The sequence below is a fragment of the Megasphaera indica genome (genome assembly GCF_046614755.1).
Lineage (GTDB): Bacteria > Bacillota > Negativicutes > Veillonellales > Megasphaeraceae > Megasphaera > Megasphaera intestinihominis.
This window is the reverse complement of the sequence record NZ_JBKKJR010000001.1, coordinates 274,515-291,503: the sequence shown is the minus strand read 5'-3', so window position 1 is coordinate 291,503 and position 16,989 is coordinate 274,515. Positions and strand designations below refer to the sequence as shown.

Sequence of the window (16,989 nt, the reverse complement as noted above, 5' to 3'; positions counted from 1 at the left end):
ATTCCAATGCGCTATTTCAATGAAACAGAAAAAAGATTAGCTGAACGATATCACCATATGGGGCTTGGAACTTGCAAAATCTGTGAAGAATGTCATAAGAGAGAGCGTTTATCCTTGCCGATTGGCTGTTGGTGCGTAGGTTCCGATTTTAATAAAACTTCCAAGAGAATTCTATTTGTCGGTAAAAATGCCAGAAACAATCCCGGCACGATTGAAGACGGCTTCCGCAATCCCTTTCAATATACCCGTGAATCTCTGTGGAACAAAAGCTGGCCATACTGGAGCTATACTCGTGCTATCACTCTGAGAATATTCGGTGACGATTCCATAGAACACATCGCATTTACCAATATTGTCAAATGCAACAATTCCGGAGGAAAGGATACTACCTCAGATTTTGTAAAATCCAACTGTATCCTAAACCTAAAAGTCCTTCAGCAGGAATTAAAGGTAATACATCCTACTCATGTCATTTTTTATACATCTTGGTATTATGACGATTACATCCCTAACGTCTTTGACCGTTATAATATTCATTACAACGGTTTTAAAGATATTGGGAAAAGAAAAATGCCCTGGCAGGAAGCCATTTCCACGCTGGGCAATCAAGCCTTTCATGTACTACGTGTCGCCCACCCACAATGCAAGAAAAAAAGCGACTTCGTCTATGAAATATCTAAGTGGATTGAGCCTACCTTATGACTTTATGCCAGATAGCCGTATTTTCAGCAGTTAATCCGATAATGCTAAAGATACTTTTTTATTGCGTTCTTCCATCTCATACCGAACAAAAGCGTACAACACCTGCCGTTCACCGTATCCTAGTTTCATGACCGCTGACGGCAGCAGGTGATGCTCCCGGAACAGGAGATACATCGCCTGCACTTCGCCATCGGTCCGGATCAGTTTTTTACGGCTTTGTCCGCCTTTTCCTGGGTCGTATAGCCGTTGAGTTCTGTAATCTGTGCCGTAAGGTCGGCAATCTCTCCGGCCAGGAAGAGCTTGCGGATGATGTCACCAGGGAGTACGGCCCCGAATTTTTCCAGCAGGTCCTTGTTCTTGAGGTCCGGGTCTGCAATCCCCGCCAGGAGCGTCTGGGTCTGCATCTGATAAATGTCGATGTTATCGGCACTGCCGTTGGTGAAATCCACGGCCATCTTCTGGATATCCGCATAGCGTTCCGGGTCGATGGCCCGGAGCGTGATGACAAAATCGAACCCGAACAGCTTCGAGAGCCGTTCCATCTTCACTTTCTTTTCAGGCCGTTCGGCCAGCTTGTTCATTACATCTGCTTTCAACAGTCGGTCTACCATATTCATGTGCTTGTTCTCCTTATGTTAAATCCAAGAGGTCCCAGTCCGAGAAGGTGAAGCTGTAGCTTTCCTCCCCCATCTTGTCCACTTCCCAGTCGGCCAGAATCAGGCTGTCAAAGGTCGCATCCTTGATGACAATGCGCTCGCTGCCGATGGCATCCTTGTCATCCAGGACGGAAACGATGGTCACGACAGTCTGCCTGCCCGCCTTGATGTTGTCGTTCATCTTCCGGATCATGTAGCTCGACACCTTGTGCAGCTTCAACTGGCCTTTGCAGTCGTAGCCTGTGACCTTGTAACCCTTGCCTACATGGCGGAGCATCTTCACTTCTTCCTTGGTCAGCGTGACCTCGGCCTTGAATGCCGTTGCTTCGGCCATGAGGTCGCCGTCGATATACAGGTCAGCGTACTTGCCGTTCATGACCCGTTTGGCTTCCATACTGTTCATCCGGCTTCACCTCCTCAGATATTGATGGTAATCGTCACGTCTTCCATGGCATCCAGCAGCGATGCCTTGACGGCGATGAACACATTGCTGCCGATATTGGCCAGCTTGATGTCCATATCGGACATATCTGCCAATTCCGCCTTGGTGTATTTGCCGTTGGATTCCAGCCATATCTTCGTGGATTCCACATCGATATAGGCTGTGTTCTGGTCCTGTTCCAGCAGCCCTTCCTGGGCCAGCTGGTCAAGATATCCCTGGATGGCCGTCACCAGGAGGCAGCGGTTCGCATAGCTGTTGGCGTACTTCCCGAGGTAATGGTCCTGGGCCGTCGTGCGGATATCATCGTGCATCATGTCCATCAGGTCCACGAGCTTGATTTTCTGGAAGCTCGTCCCCTTGTCCTGGACGGTGGTCACCAGGGAGTTGATGCCCCGGGCCAGTTTCACCTTTTCACCGTCAAAGAAGAAGAATAACTCCCCTGCCCCGGCCATGGTGTCCATTTCCTCTTTCGTCCAGACATCGCAGCCGATGACTTCCGGCAGCGGTGCGTAGGTGCAGGAAATCGTCATGGGCGTCCCGGCGATGATGCCGGCAATGCGGCTGCAGTACTGGGCCGTCGTATAGGTCTTGCTCTTCGTGCGGATGGTCTTGTTGACGAAGTTGATGACGCCTTCCGTATCTGCCGTACAGTCTGGCAGGACGGCCTTGATCATCTTGTCTTTATTGGTACGCATCCCCTTGACCCAGGTGGCGATGGTATCGATGTGCGACGTTCCGATGTCCGGGATGACCAGGTAATCGAAGCGCTTGTTCTCGATGACCTTCAGGATATCCGTATAGTCCTCGGCTTCACTGCTGATGATTTCGGCGATGACCTTCTTCGGGCTGTTCACATAGCCCCGGAGCGCCAGTTCTAGCTGCTCCCGGTTGCTGTCGGACAGTTCCTTGGGGATGTCATCTGCCGTGTACAGATTCACTTCTGTCACCGAAGGCAGGGTCTCTTCCTTCAGGATCATGAGGACAATGCCGCGCTCACTGCGCTCGATGGCGCTGATGCCTTTTTCCTTGAACACGACATTAATGGATGGCATTTTCATGTTTTGTTGTCTCCTTTCCCTGATATCGCTGATGCAGCACTTTCATCCGTTCGGCTGCTTCCGTTTCATCGGCGGAATCATAGTACTGGACGGTCAGCGTCAGCCGGCCGCCGTCGTTGTCGGCACCGATGAGTTCCCCGTTCATCGAGCGGACAGCAAAAAACCTGTCCTGGACGGCAATCCCGTCACGGAACAGGTCTTCTGCAGCAGCCAGCACTTCATAGATGGATGCGCTGGCCGTCTGCTTCTGCGGTATATAGGTGATGTAAATATCGGTATCCCGGTACACTTCCTTGCAGCTCTGGGGCGAAGCCACCGTCATCGTCTTCAGGAAAAACGCTGGCGGACGGAACCCTTCCTTCACTTCCTGCAGATACACGGGATACGGGAACCGTTCCTTCAGCTTCTGCTGTACGGCCTGCAGGATGTCGATGTCATGAATCATGTGCCGCCTGCTTTCTTCAGGAGCTTCTTCGCCAGTTTCTCCAGGCCCGGCTGCAACTCCCGGGCTTCGAAGGCCTTGACGGATTTCTCCGTATAGTGCTGGCCTTCATAATAGCCAACGGTCCTGCCGCCCGGCGTTTTCTTGACATGGCCGTTATTGAGCAGGTGATGGACCGGGTGCCGGTTGACCAGTTCATAGGTCAGCTCCGAACCGTTATAGCCTTCCACCTTGTGCTTCCAGCCTTTCTTCAGCTTGCCCGTGCTGCCTTCCGGCGTGTTCTTCACGCACTCCTTCCTGAGCTTGTTGCCAATCGTCACCAGGCCCTTTTCAGCAGTGCCGGGAAACTCTTCAATGACAGAAAGCAGTTTTTCCGAAAGGTCATCCAATCCTTTGACCTCAAAGTCACTTCCGCTCATTGTCCATCCCCCTCACTTCTTCCGTGCAGTACAGTTCCAGGGCTTCGTGGCGCATGTACGGGTCCACGATGGTGTCGATGTCATACAGGTGATTCTGGTACTTCACCTTCATGTCATGAGTGACGCCCGGACGCCAGCGGATGGTAATCTTGCTGTACTCCGTATCCGCCTTGCGTTCCATCTCATAGAACACTTTGCCCCGGGCAGGCTCAATGGATGCCCAGCAGCGGTACACCACGACGTCGGTCTGGGTATCAAAACCGTATGCATCCGTCGCCGCCTGCTTCCCCAGAATTTCAATTCGCTTGTTCAAAAGCCCGGTCTTCATAGGCATCCCCCTTTCAAAAATAGCTCCGCCGCACCCCGAACAGCAGCCACCGCAGCCGCTTCAGCAGGCCGGAATAATCGGCTTCTTCCCGATGCTCATACAAAAAGGCAGCGGCATAGAGGATGGCTTCATGAAACACGACGGGATTCTCTTCGGCATCCGCTTCCTCGCAGCGGGCCAAGTCCAGGCACAAGGCCTGGGCCGTTTCCAGGGAAGACAGGATGACGTCATCATTGGACGTATCATCCTCATCAATCCGCAGATATTCCCTGGATTCTTCCAGGCTGACCAGCATGGCTTATCCCTTCGCCTTCATCTCCAGGGCCTTGACCGCTTCCTTCAACATCAGCATGCCATCGACGCGCTGGCTTGCGAGGAAACCAATCTGACCGTTGGCGGCATACAGTTCGTTGAGCCGCTTGAAGGAGCGGTATTCCCGGTCGGCAATCCAATAGTAGCTGAAATCGCCGAAGAGCATGGGACGGTTGCCGGCCGCCAGTTCCGGGGCAAAGGATGTGCAGTAGCAGGGACGGTTCAGGATGGTATCCGGTGTCCCGGCCGTGACGGACGGCTGCCAGATGTAGTTGCCGTTGTTGTCTTTGATTTTGCGCAAGGCCTTGATCGTAGCATCGTTCAGGAGCCATACGGCCTTGCGGCGGTACGGGATACGCAGGGAGTGATACAGGTCGATGACATCATCAAAGGTGATGGATGCGCCATTGGCCGTCACGCCCAGTTCCGCAGACGGAAATACACCGGTCGGCTTGTTCCTCCCATCGCCGATGAGGAAGGCTTCTTCTTCCTTCGTGCCGATACGGCGGGCAAATTCGCCGGCGATATAGCTTTCCAGGTCGAAGACGCTGTCATTCAGGAGTTCTTTCGACACACGGATAGCCGTCCCCAGCTTGTACGCCCCGATGGACTGCTGGCCGAAGGTATCCTGGCTGTCCGGATAGAGGCCGTTCTCTTCCATCCAGGATGCTTCGCCATGTCCCGTCACGACAGGAATCTTGCGGTCGCCGCTGGTATGGATGACCGTCGCCAGGCTGCGGAAGAAGTTCTCTTCCTGGAGCTTGTCGATGAGCTGATGCTCGAATTCATCCGGCACCAGGTAGCCGCCATCAGCATCCGTGCCCACGCTCAGGGCATTCTGTACATCGATAAAGTTCTTATGGCGGATGCTGTCCCAGAAGGCTTTCTGGTAAGCAAGGGATGCACGGCCTTTCTTTTCCGGCACCTGGTTCCCTGCACCGGGCTGTTCCGTGATGGGAGAAGATGTCGGCTGGGCCAGCTGGGCATCGAGCTGTTGCTGGCGTTCCAGGCGGTCGATTTCCTTGCCCAGGTTCACCACATCTTCTTCCATCTTGTCGTACCGGGCAGCGTCTTCTGCCGATACCATGCCGTTCTCATCACGGGCCATATCCAGGAAGGCTTTCGCCGCATCCCAGAGGTTCTTGCGCTTCTCGCGCAGTGCTAAAATCGTATCCATTGTATTTGTCCTCCTGTCAATGAATGAGCAATGCCAGCCGTTTCTCTAAGGAAGCGGCTGGCACTTTCTGCAAGGGTTTCTTTGGTTTCAGTTTCTGTACAAAGGAATTCGTCACCATGACCGGGCTGTACAGCATGGCTTCCGGCTGCTGTTCTCCGTCTTCCTGGTCAAAAAGAATTTCATCGGCAAAGCCCAGTTCCACGGCCTTCCGGGCATTGAGCCAAGTCTCGTCATCCATCATGTGCGAAATCTTCGTACGGGCCAGGCCGCTCTTGATTTCATAGGCATTGATGATGCTCTCCTTGACTTCGCTCAGCATGCCGATGGTCTTTTCCATCTCGGCTTTGTCCCCATAAGCCAGGGTCGCCGGATTGTGGATCATCAGGATGGCCACCGGCGACATGCAGACCTTCGTCCCGGCCATGGCGATAACGGAAGCCGCTGAAGCCGCCAGGCCGTCAATCTTGACGGTGACGTTCCCGGGATAATCCATGAGCATGTTATAGATCTGGGCAGCGGCAAAACAGTCACCGCCCGGACTGTTGATCCAGAGGGTGATATCTCCGCTGCCCGCGTTCAGTTCATCCTTGAACGCCTTCGGGGTCACTTCATCGCCCCACCAGGTCTCGTCCGAAATCTGTCCGTCCAGGTACAGCGTCCGTTCGCTGCCAAAGGCATCGTGGGCAACATTTGTCACCCATCTCCAAAATTTATGTTTCATTCGTTTCTCCCTTCTGGGCAAAGGCCCCGGCGTCCTTGAGCTTGGTCATGCTGCCGTTCACCAGGTACAGGTTGCCGCCTTCCTCATCCGGCACAGGGTTCATGTCTTCCATCTCCCGGATATCGTTGGCGGACAGCCAGCCGTTCTGCCGACCGATGCTGTACCCGGTCATGCGGCTCTCGTAGTCGCCGCGCAAGAGGCCGTTCACGTTGAACTTCAGGAAATACTGCTTCTTCTCTTCCGGCAGGAACAGAGCTTTCTGCATGGCCTGCTCCCAGCGGATAACCCATGGGTCCAGAGTGTATTTCACAAATTCCATGGACTGTTGCTCGATGTTATTGAAGGAACTTTTCTCCAGGTCGCCAATCATGTGCGGCGGGATGCGATAGAGCCGGGCAATCTCATCGAGCTGGAATTTCCGTGTCTCCAGGAACTGTGCTTCTTCCGGCGGGATGCCGATCTGCTGGTACTTCATGCCTTCTTCCAGCACAGCTACCTTGTGAGCATTGCCCGTCCCCCGGTAGACGGCATTCCACGAATCCCGGACTTTGCCCGGATCCTTCAGAACGCCGGGATGTTCCAGCACCCCGCTGGGACTGGCTCCATTGGCAAAGAAAGACGCCCCGTATTCCTCGCAGGCCATGGTCATGCCCACGGCATTGCGGGCCATGGCAATAGGCGAATAGCCGACCAGGCCGTCAAAACCAAGGCCGGGGATATGCAGCACTTCTTCCTTCTGCAGGGCCACCTGCCCGTACGGCTTGATGTTCGGATTCTCATCTCCTGTCTTGGTATACAGATAAAAAATCTTTCCCCGGTCATCCCGGCAGACGGTCATCTTGTCCGGCCTGAGCGGGTATAGTCCCTGTACCCGCCCTAATCGGTCACGGATAATCTGGGCGTAAGCATTGCCCCAGATGAGCAAATGACTCATAAGAGTCTCCCGAAAGATGAACGATGTCATCTCCGGGTTCGGCTCATCATGCAGCAGATGGTACAGCGGATGATCATAGACCCGCTCCTTGCCGCCAGGCGTGTAACGGTACAGCTGGAGCGGCAGGGCTGCTAGGGTTTCCGCCAGGATGCGGACGCAGGCATACACCGCCGTCGTCTGCATGGCCGTGAACTCGTTCACCGTCTTGCCGCTCGTTGACGGGCCGAACAGGTAACGGAAATCCGTGCCGATATAATAGTTCTGCGGCTTGTCCCGGGTACGGAACAGGCTGGATAAAAATGGGATTTGCATGAAAACCTCCTGAAAAGGGATACTTAACCTAGTAATTGATAGTTTACAAACACGTTTTATTATTGGTAAACTATTTTCATAATAGTAAATCTCAGAAAGGAAATGAGCGCTCATGGGCAGAATAACTATTGAAAAAAATACGGTGCAAGAAACATTAATCATTCCCCTCTATGCCAGGAAACTTGGCAATGAACTCTTCCCTCACATTCTCCTAGACCCTTATGCGGATGACGTAATCAGACATCTGAATTACGATTTTTCTGCGCTTGATAAAAAGAAAGATTCTTTTGTTTGGAAGTTCGGTGCCTTAGAAGGTATTCTTCGAAGCAAAGCTATTCTTTATGAGATGCAAGACTATCTATCTTCCCATCCAGATGCAGCTGTTGTGAATATGGGATGCGGATTAGATCAGACCCCTCGCTTAGGAGATAACGGAAGAATGAATCTATACAATATCGACAAGAAAGACATTATTTCCATACGAAATTCGCTTCTTCCCCCTATTGGCCGAGAAATCAATATCGCGGCTGATTTAAATGATGATACTTGGACTCAATACATTGATGTATTTCAAGGAGTTTTCCTGTTTGCAGCCGGAGTGTTTATGTATCTCAGAGAAAAAGAGGTACATCAACTTATTCTGAGGCTAAAGGGTGCCTTTCCCCACGGTTGCCTCGTATTTGATACTATCGGCAGCTTCGGTATAAAGGTACTGATGAAGAGAACATTGAAAACAATGGGAATACATGGCATAAAGGGAATGTTCTACTGCAATAACCCACTTCATGACCTAAGATTGGACGACGACATTAAGGTATCTGTACGAAAATACCTGACAGGCTATGTAGACCTTAAAAAGGAAGGCATCTCTCCACTTTTAAGGGGAATGGCGTATCTTTTCGATTGGGTGTTCAGAATGAACATCTGCCAAATTACCTGGTAATAAAAATCAAAAAGCAATAACACCCCGTTCGTCATAGACACTGCCGCTGCCTATCCCGTTGCGGATGCAGCGGTCCAGTGCCATGATAGACGCCACGATTCCGTCGATTTTTTCGACGGATTTTTCTTTGTCCGGCTTGATGTTCCCCGCCGGGTCCTGCCGCATGACAACATTGCCCGCCATCCATTTGAGGACGGGATTGCCGCCATGGAGAATGTTCCCTTCCATCAGAAGCTTGAACAGCTCCTTCGACGGCGGCGACATATCCTTGAACCCCTGGCCGAAAGGCACCATGGTAAAGCCCATGTCTTCCAGGTTCTGCACCATCTGGGTGGCGTTCCACCTGTCGTAAGCGATTTCCCGGATATTATAGGTTTCTCCTAAACGTTCGATGAACTTCTCGATGAAACCATAATGGATGACGTTCCCTTCCGTCGTCTGGATGAAGCCCTGCTTCTGCCAGACGTCGTATAGGACATGGTCCCGGCGGCACCGCAGTTCCAGCGTGTCTTCCGGCAGCCAGAAGAAAGGAAGCAGGATGTATTTCTCGTCATCGCTCCGTGGCGGGAAAGCCAGAACCAGGGCCGTGATATCCGACGTACTGGACAAGTCCAGCCCGCCGTAGCACATCCGTCCCCGCAGGAAGTCCCGGTCAATGGGAAGATTCCCCTTGTCGTAGACCTGTTCCGGTATCCAGCGGATGCTGGCCGAAGTCCAGATATTGAGCCGGAGCTGCTTGAAGACATTCTCCTCCGCCGGATTTTCGACGGCATTCCGATATGCTTCCCGGACGCGGTCAATCTGTATGGTGTGTCCTAGGGACGGGTTCGCCTTGTACCAGTTCGCTTCGTCCGTCCAGTCTTCCTCATGCTCCAGGCCATAGACCACGGGGTAAAAGGTGGCATCCTTCTTCCGGCCCGCCATCAGGTCCAGGGCTTTGGTATGCAGTTCGTAGCAGATGCTGTTCTTGTCATTGCCCGCTGTGGTGATGATGAAAAAGAGCGGCTGTTCCCTTGCATCGCCGGATCCTTTGGTCAGGACATCGTAGAGCTTCCGGTTCGGCTGGGCGTGGATTTCATCAAAGACCAGACCGGACACATTGAGTCCGTGCTTGGTTCCCGTTTCCGCTGACAATACCTGGTAGAACCCGGCGTTGCGGTAATTGATGATGCGCTTCCCGGCCGACCGTATCTTGGAACGGCGCATCAGGGCCGGACTCATCTCGACCATCTGCCGTGCCACATCAAAGACGATGGAAGCCTGGTTGCGGTCACAGGCCGCACCATACACTTCGGCACTCGGCTCGTTATCGGCATAAAGAAGGTACAGGGCGATGGCTGCAGCCAGCTCGCTTTTCCCGTTCTTCTTTGGAATTTCTATATAGGCCGTCAGGAACTGCCGCTTCCCGTTTTTCTTGACGATGCCGAACAGGTCACGCACAATTTGTTCCTGCCAGGGCAATAAGAGGAAAGGCTTCCCGGCCCATTTTCCTTTGGTATGACAGAGATGCTCGATGAAAGCGACGGCACGGTCAGCCTTTTCTTCATCATAACGGGAATCCGGCAGCATGAACGCTGACGGCTTATATACAAACGCCAAACTTGTCACCCCCTTAGCAGCAGTTCCATTTCATCCGTTTCTGTTTCTGCCCCGTTTTCTTCCCCGATCATGCGGCTCCGGGCAGACGGGGTCAGACCGAACTGCTCACAGAACTTCAGCATAATCTTGAGGTTCGTCTGAGCAATGGATACCTGCGGCACCTGCTGCAGGTACCCGTTCGGCGTCCGCACCATATCCCCATGCTGGGTGATGAACTCTTCGGCCCCTTTCCACCGGGCATACGCCTGGCAGTATCCGGCAAAGGCCATCATATCCAGATGGGTCAGCATCCCCATCTCAGCGAGAACTTTCCCCAGCCGCTTCCATTCTTTCTTGGCGTCGTCTTCCAGCCAGTCCGGGCAGCGAGGGAGCCGTCCCTTTGGCATGTGTTCCTTCTTATTGAGAGGACGATGGCCGGGATTGCCTTCCAGCACCTTGAGTGCCGTCGGTTTCGGTTTTCTTCCTCGTACAGCCAATGGCGCTCACCTCCCAATAAAAAAAGCCCTTGCGGGCTGTACGGCAGAGAAGGCCGCATCTGCGGTCCCCTCTGACTCTCTTTTTTAATTCTTCATGGCCCATTCGATGGCGTGGCCATTATCATCGAACAGTTCGTCGCTGACTGCCGTCAGCCTGATTTCCCCTTCACAGGTATGGTCTCTGGTGGTAAATCCATAAACTGCACCGTACCAGTAATCCCTGTCCTTGCTGAAGTAATGCCCTGCCAGCAGGACCTTGTTTCCGAATTGTAGGATGCAGCTCCAGTTCATCTCCAGTGTTTCCATCGTGGCCGTTTCGGGAAGCCGGTAGTCTTTTGCTTTCTTTGTCATCGTCGTTTCCTCGCTTTCGTGTGCTTTTTCCTTCGGGGCATATCCCCTTCGTCATATATATCACTCTGGACGCACATAATAGCAAGTCATTTTTTCGGTTATTTATGCATTTTATTTGACTAGTTCCCATTCATCGGCTCCGGGTACCAGTCCGAGGCTGCCGCCCGTGTCCCAATGCACGTGGATAGTTCCGGCATCATCGACGTACTGGACCGTGCCTTCGGTACCTGCAGGCGGCGCCTGCACATCATCCATGGAAATCAGCCGTACTCGTATGCCATTCTTCCTCGCCCGGCTGTTCTGTAATCCCAGCCACAGGATGGACAGGTTGAAACCGAACTTGCTGTAATCCCGCTCCACGTTCTGGTAGTACCACGGTTCCGGAATGCCAAAATGCCGGTCTTCGTGCATGATATACACCAGACCGCAGACGGTGCCGTCATCGGTTTCCACTTCCACTTCTTTTTTGTAATAGAACCGCGGAAAGCCTTCATAGGCATCAAGTCGCCGTTCATCTGCTGCCGAAATGCGCCAGAGGACGACCGGCACGAAGGCATCCGCCTTCTTCTCGATAGTGGCGTAACATCCTGTCAGGGAACCTTTGAAGAGAAGTTCATATCCCCGGATCCGGCCCGTTCCCGCAAGAACGGCATCAGGACACCGTCTTGCCATCTGCGCTTCACTCATGTTGCTGCCGTAGGCAATGTAGATTCTTTGTTTCATCGCTCTCATCCTTTCTGAAGGGAATGCCCTTCTACCACCCCAAGGGCAGCCGAAGCTGCCCGGAAGGCTATCCCCTTCAAGCGGCGGCGTTGCGCCATGCGGAGTTGCCTGTGAGGTGTTTGAGGAAGTGGAGGCGGCAGGTCTTGAATTCGTCGCCGATGAGTCCGAGCCGGAGCATCCAGCACCGGAAGGCGTATTTCTCATTATCCGTCTCGGTCTTCCGTGCCGAGGCCTTCTTCTGCGTGAGGGCCTGATGGGCGACAGCCAGGCAGAACTGGATGTATGCCTTGATTTCCCCGGCGTGGAGCGTCCCGTTGAAAAGCCGGAATTCGACGGTTCCCTTGGTGAAGGTGGCGTGCAGGTTCAGCCCGTGGTAGCGGGTGCTGTTGTAATGATGATTCCGTCCATAAGGCGCTTCCTGATACCAGAGTTCAGCGATGCCGTCCAGGGTGACCGGCTTTTTCCGGTTGAGATCCTTCAGGAAAGCGGTGTTCGTCTTCCGGCAGTACCGGCTTTCCCGCAAGGGGTTGATCTGGAGAGCGCGGTAAATCATGTCTTCCTTGCTCGCCATAATGTTCACCAGGTTCCGCAGGGTCTTTGCCGTGAACTGTTCGGCCCCGACATGGATGTGGATGCCGCAGGACTTGTTGGCAAAAGCTCCGGCCTTGCGAAGCGTCCGCACCAGTTCCTGCAGCTTCGGGATGTCTTCGTAGGAAAGGATGGGACTGACCACTTCCGTGCGGTAGAAGCTGGAAGCATCTGTAATGTTTCCGTTCACCTTCTTCTGGGGAACCAGGCTGGAGTCGTTCATGGCTTTCCATTTCCGTCCCTGTTCATCCCTTGCAGTGTAGGTATCGTAGGCTCCGCCTTCGTGCCGACATTCCGTCCCGAAGAAGCGGGCCATGAGGCTGGCGGCCTGGCTTCTCGTAATCCCTGTCATTTCCATTTCGATTCCAAAGTGCAGTGTTTTCATAATCATCTCTGTCCTTTCCATGTGTGCGTGTGTTCTTTCGGTACACTATATATCACTCTAAAGGCACACAATAGCAAGCTATTTTGAGAATAATTATGAATTAAATCGAAGGTTTATAGGTTCGGATGCCGGCGTTCCTTCTGCTTTCTGGCATGAGCCATAGCCTCTTCTTCCGTGCGGAAAGCGCTCCATCCGTTCATGCCTTTCAGCAGGGCCATGCGCGATTCGTGGCTGGCTTTGGTTCCCATTCCGATGCGCAGGAGCCACATCCGCAGGTAGTATTTCTCGTTTTCCGGCTTCCGTGTGGCGGGCTGGACCCGTTTCGCCTTTTTCGCCGCGCTGACCATGAAAGCCGCCAGTTCAATTAGGGCACGGTTCTTCACAGCATTGCCGGTCGCGGCGAAACAGAATGTCACCGTATCTGCGGCAATCAGGAACCCCTGCCCTTCCTTTCCGTAGTTCTGATAGATGGCAAAGAAGGATGTCCTGTCTGTACCTGATTCTTCTTTCAGGTCTTTCACCAGCCTGTCCGGCACACGGATGTTGTCATGCCCTGCAGCCCGGTTCAGCAGGTACTGCTGGGCATGGAGCATGAAGACCAGGTTGCGGAGCTGCGCACCGTCCATGCCATCAATGGGGACCTTGATTTCCATCATATCCGGCTCCGTTGCCATCTGCGGAATTACTTCCCTTCTTGGGGTTTCATCCTGCTCCAGCGGCTCTTGCAGCATTTTGGATGCCGATTCTTCTGCCGGTTCCAGCTGCGGAAGGATGCCTGCTTCCTGCAGGAAAGCCGTGATGGCGGCTTCTGTCTTTTCATCATCGCATTCGATATCGCCGCTGCGAAGAATGCGGAAGCCCTGCCCTTCGTAGGCAAAGGCCGGCGTTCCGGTGTAATGAAGCTTTTCGTTATGGTTGAAAGGAATCAGCCGTCTGGCCAGTTCCTTGCGGTCGTTCAGGTTCATCTGAATTGTCATGGTCTATGTACCTCCTTGTTTTGCTAGTACATATATCACTCTGAACGCCGATAATAGCAAGTCATTCTTGCACTTTATCATAAGTAATTTTCTCATTCCCACGCAGTACAAACACGCCTTCACTCCCGCACTCGCTGATATACCGCTTCACGATGACATCGACGAACTTCTCGTCCAGCTCGATGCCATAACAGATGCGGTCCGTCTGCTGGCAGGCCATGAGCGTGGAGCCGGATCCGAGGAACGGGTCCAGGACGATGCAGTGGCTCATGGACGAGTTCTGTATGGGATAGGCCATGAGCGCCACGGGCTTCATGGTCGGATGTTCCTTGCTGGCTTTCGGCCGGTCATATTCCCAGATGGTTGTCTGCTTGCGGTCGGAATACCACTGGTGTTTCCCGTTCAGCTTCCAGCCGAACAGGCACGGTTCGTGCTGCCACTGGTACGGACTGCGGCCCAGGACCAGGGCGTTCTTCTTCCAGATGCAGCAGCCGGACAGGTAGAAGCCTGCGTCCTTGAAGGCCTTGCGGAAGTTCAGCCCCTGCGTATCGGCGTGGAACACATAGATAGATGCATCCTGTTCCATGTTCTGCTCCATGTTGACGAAAGCGCTGAACAGGAACTGATAGAATTTATCGTCCGGCATATTGTCGTTCTTGATTTTCCCGGCCGTTTCTTCCACATCCACATTGTACGGAGGATCCGTCAGCACCAGATTAGCTTTCTTGCCGTCCATCAGCCGTGTGTAGGTTTCCGGCAGCGCGGCATCGCCGCAGATGACGCGGTGTTCCCCCAGAAGCCAGATATCCCCTGCCTTGGCCATAGCCGGCTGTTCCAGTTCTCCGTCCACATCGAAGTCATCTTCTTTTACCTTCTTGTTGTGGACTTTGGAAAAGAGCTGCTCCACTTCCGGGGCTTCAAAGCCCGTCAGGTCTACATTGAAATCGACGCTCTGCAAATCCACGATGAGATCAGCCAGGAGCTGTTCGTTCCAGGCGCCAGTGATTTTATTGAGTGCGATATTGAGGGCCTTGACCTTGTGTTCATCCTCGAGATGGACAACCACGCACTGGACTTCTTCATAGCCCAATTCTTTCAGCACAGTCAGGCGCTGATGCCCGCCGATGACGGTCATGTCATAGTTGACGATGATGGGTTCTACATAACCGAACTCCTGGATGGAGTGCTTGATTTTTTCATATTCCTTGTCGCCGGGCTTCAGCTGCTTCCTGGGGTTATATGCCGCAGGCTTCAGCTGGCCGATGGGCAGGACTTTCCATTCCATATCCGATGTCTTCATACACTGTTTCCTTTCTGGATGCCGCGGCAATGGCGGCTCCGTATCCGTTCAGATGATGCCAGCGGCAATAATTCCGTACGCTGTCCCGTGACAGCTTCGTTTCCCGGGCGATGGCCTTGTATCCCATCCCCTGTTTCCGCATGGCTTCAATCTGCCTGCGCTGGCAGTCATTCATGAAGGTCCCCTTCTTCCTGGCAATAAAAAAGCCCCGGGCCAGAAGCCTGGAGCTGCCTGATATTCGGTTGAAGACCGTTCTTATATCCCCCCTTATGAATTTCGCGGTTTTTCCCATTTGAGGGGGCGGCGGTCATGGACGGAAGAGCTACAGAGATTGACATCCCCCCGCCCATTATTATTCTATTCATTTCTCATTTCCAATGTTATAATAAAAAGAAAACGGGAGAGGTCAGTTTCATGCTCACTATAAGACAAATGATGCGTTATTTACGTAATAATCATAACATGTCCATAAAAAGCAACCAGGCTCATGCTTTACGAAACCTTGGCTATTACCACGGATATAAAGGATATCGTTTCATCCGCACTCCTCAAAATCGAATATCCTTCCGCACCTTCGATGAACTACTCGCCATTAATAATTTTGATATGCATTTAAAATCATTGCTGTATTCAAAAGTCATGTTCATCGAAACAGCGCTCAAAAGCTATGTCATTGAGGCTGTCCTTGCTGATAGCAAATCCGAAAAACTTAATGACATCTTTAATCGTTCTCTGACTTATTATAAAACATTTGGAGCTGGTAGTCGTGAATATAAACGTTTTTTCACTAAGCGAATGACATTACGCGGTTCCATTAACAATACGCTTAAACGTGACTATGGTCAACATAATCAAATTGTTAATCACTTCTTCAATCAAGATCGTGAAATTCCTATCTGGGCTATATTTGAATCCATGACACTTGGAGATTTTGGCACCTTCTTTTGGTGTTGTAATAAAAGTGTAAAACTCTATACCTCTAAGTTGTTAGGACTACCTTCAAATCTGGACGCCGACGGTGAATTGACTAAAGATATTATCTTTACAATTAAGGATCTACGTAATGCAATCGCTCATAACAATGTAATTTTTGATGCTCGCTTCCGTACCAATAAAATTAGTCCACGCCTTGTCAGCCTCTTGCAGAAAGAAACATCTGTTCAACAAATTGATTTTCAATATATTGATGCTTACATCATATTAATCATTTATGTGCTAAGAAAAATGCAAGTAACAAAAACAGAATGTAAACAACTCATTTCTGGTTATAATAATAGCAAAGAACTATTACGCCAACAAATTTCAACTCCTATTTGGAATCAAATTCTTGGTTCAGGAACAAGGCAGAATATGGAATCACTAAAAGCATTCCTCACAAGGTCATAATTATAATTTTCTTGCTTTTGGGGAATTTATTTGCTATAATAATTTTGAAGAAAGTGGCTGACGTCTTCGGACTAGGCCCTAAAGAGACTCGATGCGTCGAGTCTCTTTTTTTGACTAATATTGATATCTTATTTCCCGGTCTTCGGTCATCGTCTTATGGTCATGACAACGCTTGCACAAGGGCTGCCAGTTTCTTTCGTCCCAGAACAAATCCGGGTCGCCGCGATGCGGCTTGATATGATCTACTACAGTTGCCGGAACGAGCCGTCCCTTTTCCTTGCAAAGGATGCACCAAGGGTGTCGTTTCAGAAAGAACTTCCTGGCTTTTTGCCATTCCCGTCCATAGCCACGCAGCACGGCGTTTTTCCGTTCGCCCTGGCATTGCTGTTCATGTTCGTCACAATATTTTCTCCCATACGGTACCAGCCTCGGACATCCCGGATACTTGCACGGTGTCTGCGGTCTTCTTGGCATAAAGTATTCTTCCTTCCTCTGTACAAACCTGTTATACTAAGATTACAAGAACAGTCTGGCTTGCTAGTGACAGGGGTACTCCCACAGCAAATCCCGTGTTCTTCAGGCAAAGGATATGTTGACGGCGGGAGTGCCGAGGGCTGCTGCAGAAGATTCTGGTTCCTGAGATACCTGCATAGCCTTTGCCGCCAAGAGAGAACCTGTCTATGGCCAGAATGCCGTTGCTGTTTTCAGCAGCTTGCGCTGGAGTTACTGACAGGTTCTCTCTTTTATTTTTCCCGCAT

Annotated in this window: 22 protein-coding genes; 3 read left to right on the top strand and 19 right to left on the bottom strand. The window is 51.9% G+C overall.

Features of this window, described 5'->3' with window-relative positions:
* Window positions 1-6: 6 nt before the first annotated feature.
* Window positions 7-702: a hypothetical protein gene (locus ACFCTO_RS01390; protein ID WP_499876230.1), complete on the top strand. Its 696-nt coding sequence runs from the start codon at window positions 7-9 to the stop codon at window positions 700-702.
* A gap of 200 nt (window positions 703-902) precedes the next feature.
* On the opposite strand, the gene ACFCTO_RS01385 is transcribed toward ACFCTO_RS01390, so the two are convergent.
* From ACFCTO_RS01385 to ACFCTO_RS01340, 10 genes are read right to left on the bottom strand one after another with little or no spacing between them, the layout of a single operon-like run.
* A complete protein-coding gene (locus ACFCTO_RS01385) occupies window positions 903-1,319 on the bottom strand; it encodes a phage tail assembly chaperone (protein ID WP_499876229.1) in 417 nt (138 codons plus the stop codon).
* Between the two features lie 13 nt (window positions 1,320-1,332).
* The gene (locus ACFCTO_RS01380; protein WP_499876228.1) at window positions 1,333-1,761 is read right to left on the bottom strand and encodes a phage tail tube protein; all 429 of its coding nucleotides are present in this window, start codon (window positions 1,759-1,761) and stop codon (window positions 1,333-1,335) included.
* Window positions 1,762-1,775: 14 nt separating this feature from the next.
* Window positions 1,776-2,858, bottom strand: a complete 1,083-nt coding sequence (locus ACFCTO_RS01375) for a phage tail sheath subtilisin-like domain-containing protein (RefSeq protein ID WP_499876227.1) — start codon at window positions 2,856-2,858, stop codon at window positions 1,776-1,778.
* On the bottom strand, window positions 2,839-3,303 hold the full coding sequence (locus ACFCTO_RS01370; protein ID WP_299000299.1) for a phage tail terminator family protein: 465 nt from the start codon (window positions 3,301-3,303) through the stop codon (window positions 2,839-2,841). Before ACFCTO_RS01370 ends, ACFCTO_RS01375 begins: the two co-directional genes overlap by 20 nt.
* Window positions 3,300-3,719 carry an HK97 gp10 family phage protein gene (locus ACFCTO_RS01365; RefSeq protein WP_299000297.1) on the bottom strand — a complete coding sequence of 140 codons (420 nt, stop codon included), beginning with the start codon at window positions 3,717-3,719 and terminating at the stop codon, window positions 3,300-3,302. The genes ACFCTO_RS01370 and ACFCTO_RS01365 overlap by 4 nt, the downstream gene beginning before the upstream one ends.
* Complete coding sequence (locus ACFCTO_RS01360; RefSeq protein WP_499876226.1) at window positions 3,706-4,047, bottom strand: phage head closure protein; 342 nt, start codon at window positions 4,045-4,047, stop codon at window positions 3,706-3,708. Before ACFCTO_RS01360 ends, ACFCTO_RS01365 begins: the two co-directional genes overlap by 14 nt.
* A 13-nt stretch (window positions 4,048-4,060) precedes the next feature.
* The gene (locus ACFCTO_RS01355) at window positions 4,061-4,342 is read right to left on the bottom strand and encodes a head-tail connector protein (RefSeq protein WP_499876225.1); all 282 of its coding nucleotides are present in this window, start codon (window positions 4,340-4,342) and stop codon (window positions 4,061-4,063) included.
* 3 nt (window positions 4,343-4,345) lie between these two features.
* Window positions 4,346-5,536, bottom strand: a complete 1,191-nt coding sequence (locus ACFCTO_RS01350) for a phage major capsid protein (RefSeq protein WP_499876224.1) — start codon at window positions 5,534-5,536, stop codon at window positions 4,346-4,348.
* A 16-nt stretch (window positions 5,537-5,552) separates the two neighbouring features.
* Complete coding sequence (locus tag ACFCTO_RS01345) at window positions 5,553-6,257, bottom strand: head maturation protease, ClpP-related (protein ID WP_299000291.1); 705 nt, start codon at window positions 6,255-6,257, stop codon at window positions 5,553-5,555.
* Window positions 6,247-7,503: a phage portal protein gene (locus tag ACFCTO_RS01340; protein ID WP_499876223.1), complete on the bottom strand. Its 1,257-nt coding sequence runs from the start codon at window positions 7,501-7,503 to the stop codon at window positions 6,247-6,249. Before ACFCTO_RS01340 ends, ACFCTO_RS01345 begins: the two co-directional genes overlap by 11 nt.
* Window positions 7,504-7,615: 112 nt before the next feature.
* On the opposite strand from ACFCTO_RS01340, the gene ACFCTO_RS01335 reads away from it, so the two are divergent.
* Window positions 7,616-8,446 (top strand): class I SAM-dependent methyltransferase, encoded by an 831-nt coding sequence (locus ACFCTO_RS01335; protein ID WP_499876222.1) that lies wholly within the window; start codon window positions 7,616-7,618, stop codon window positions 8,444-8,446.
* A gap of 6 nt (window positions 8,447-8,452) precedes the next feature.
* On the opposite strand, the gene ACFCTO_RS01330 is transcribed toward ACFCTO_RS01335, so the two are convergent.
* The 8 genes from ACFCTO_RS01330 to ACFCTO_RS01295 all read right to left on the bottom strand — a co-directional run bounded on the left by ACFCTO_RS01330 (window position 8,453) and on the right by ACFCTO_RS01295 (window position 15,020).
* Window positions 8,453-10,054 (bottom strand): terminase large subunit, encoded by a 1,602-nt coding sequence (locus tag ACFCTO_RS01330; RefSeq protein ID WP_499876221.1) that lies wholly within the window; start codon window positions 10,052-10,054, stop codon window positions 8,453-8,455.
* Window positions 10,051-10,521 (bottom strand): phage terminase small subunit P27 family, encoded by a 471-nt coding sequence (locus ACFCTO_RS01325; RefSeq protein WP_499876220.1) that lies wholly within the window; start codon window positions 10,519-10,521, stop codon window positions 10,051-10,053. Before ACFCTO_RS01325 ends, ACFCTO_RS01330 begins: the two co-directional genes overlap by 4 nt.
* An 84-nt stretch (window positions 10,522-10,605) precedes the next feature.
* On the bottom strand, window positions 10,606-10,872 hold the full coding sequence (locus tag ACFCTO_RS01320; protein WP_499876219.1) for an Nmad4 family putative nucleotide modification protein: 267 nt from the start codon (window positions 10,870-10,872) through the stop codon (window positions 10,606-10,608).
* 111 nt (window positions 10,873-10,983) lie between these two features.
* The gene (locus ACFCTO_RS01315) at window positions 10,984-11,595 is read right to left on the bottom strand and encodes a DUF4314 domain-containing protein (RefSeq protein ID WP_499876218.1); all 612 of its coding nucleotides are present in this window, start codon (window positions 11,593-11,595) and stop codon (window positions 10,984-10,986) included.
* 76 nt (window positions 11,596-11,671) lie between these two features.
* Window positions 11,672-12,574, bottom strand: coding sequence for an amidoligase family protein (locus ACFCTO_RS01310; RefSeq protein ID WP_499876217.1), 903 nt, complete (start codon window positions 12,572-12,574; stop codon window positions 11,672-11,674).
* 107 nt (window positions 12,575-12,681) lie between these two features.
* Complete coding sequence (locus ACFCTO_RS01305) at window positions 12,682-13,545, bottom strand: hypothetical protein (RefSeq protein ID WP_499876216.1); 864 nt, start codon at window positions 13,543-13,545, stop codon at window positions 12,682-12,684.
* 61 nt (window positions 13,546-13,606) lie between these two features.
* Window positions 13,607-14,845 (bottom strand): site-specific DNA-methyltransferase, encoded by a 1,239-nt coding sequence (locus tag ACFCTO_RS01300; protein WP_499876215.1) that lies wholly within the window; start codon window positions 14,843-14,845, stop codon window positions 13,607-13,609.
* Window positions 14,781-15,020, bottom strand: a complete 240-nt coding sequence (locus ACFCTO_RS01295; protein WP_299000275.1) for a hypothetical protein — start codon at window positions 15,018-15,020, stop codon at window positions 14,781-14,783. The genes ACFCTO_RS01300 and ACFCTO_RS01295 overlap by 65 nt, the downstream gene beginning before the upstream one ends.
* Window positions 15,021-15,154: 134 nt before the next feature.
* Between ACFCTO_RS01295 and ACFCTO_RS01290 the strand changes: the two genes are divergently transcribed.
* On the top strand, window positions 15,155-16,231 hold the full coding sequence (locus tag ACFCTO_RS01290) for an Abi family protein (protein ID WP_499876214.1): 1,077 nt from the start codon (window positions 15,155-15,157) through the stop codon (window positions 16,229-16,231).
* Window positions 16,232-16,345: 114 nt separating this feature from the next.
* Here ACFCTO_RS01290 and ACFCTO_RS01285 read toward each other — a convergent pair whose 3' ends face one another.
* Window positions 16,346-16,705 (bottom strand): HNH endonuclease, encoded by a 360-nt coding sequence (locus ACFCTO_RS01285; RefSeq protein ID WP_499876213.1) that lies wholly within the window; start codon window positions 16,703-16,705, stop codon window positions 16,346-16,348.
* Window positions 16,706-16,989: the final 284 nt, after the last annotated feature.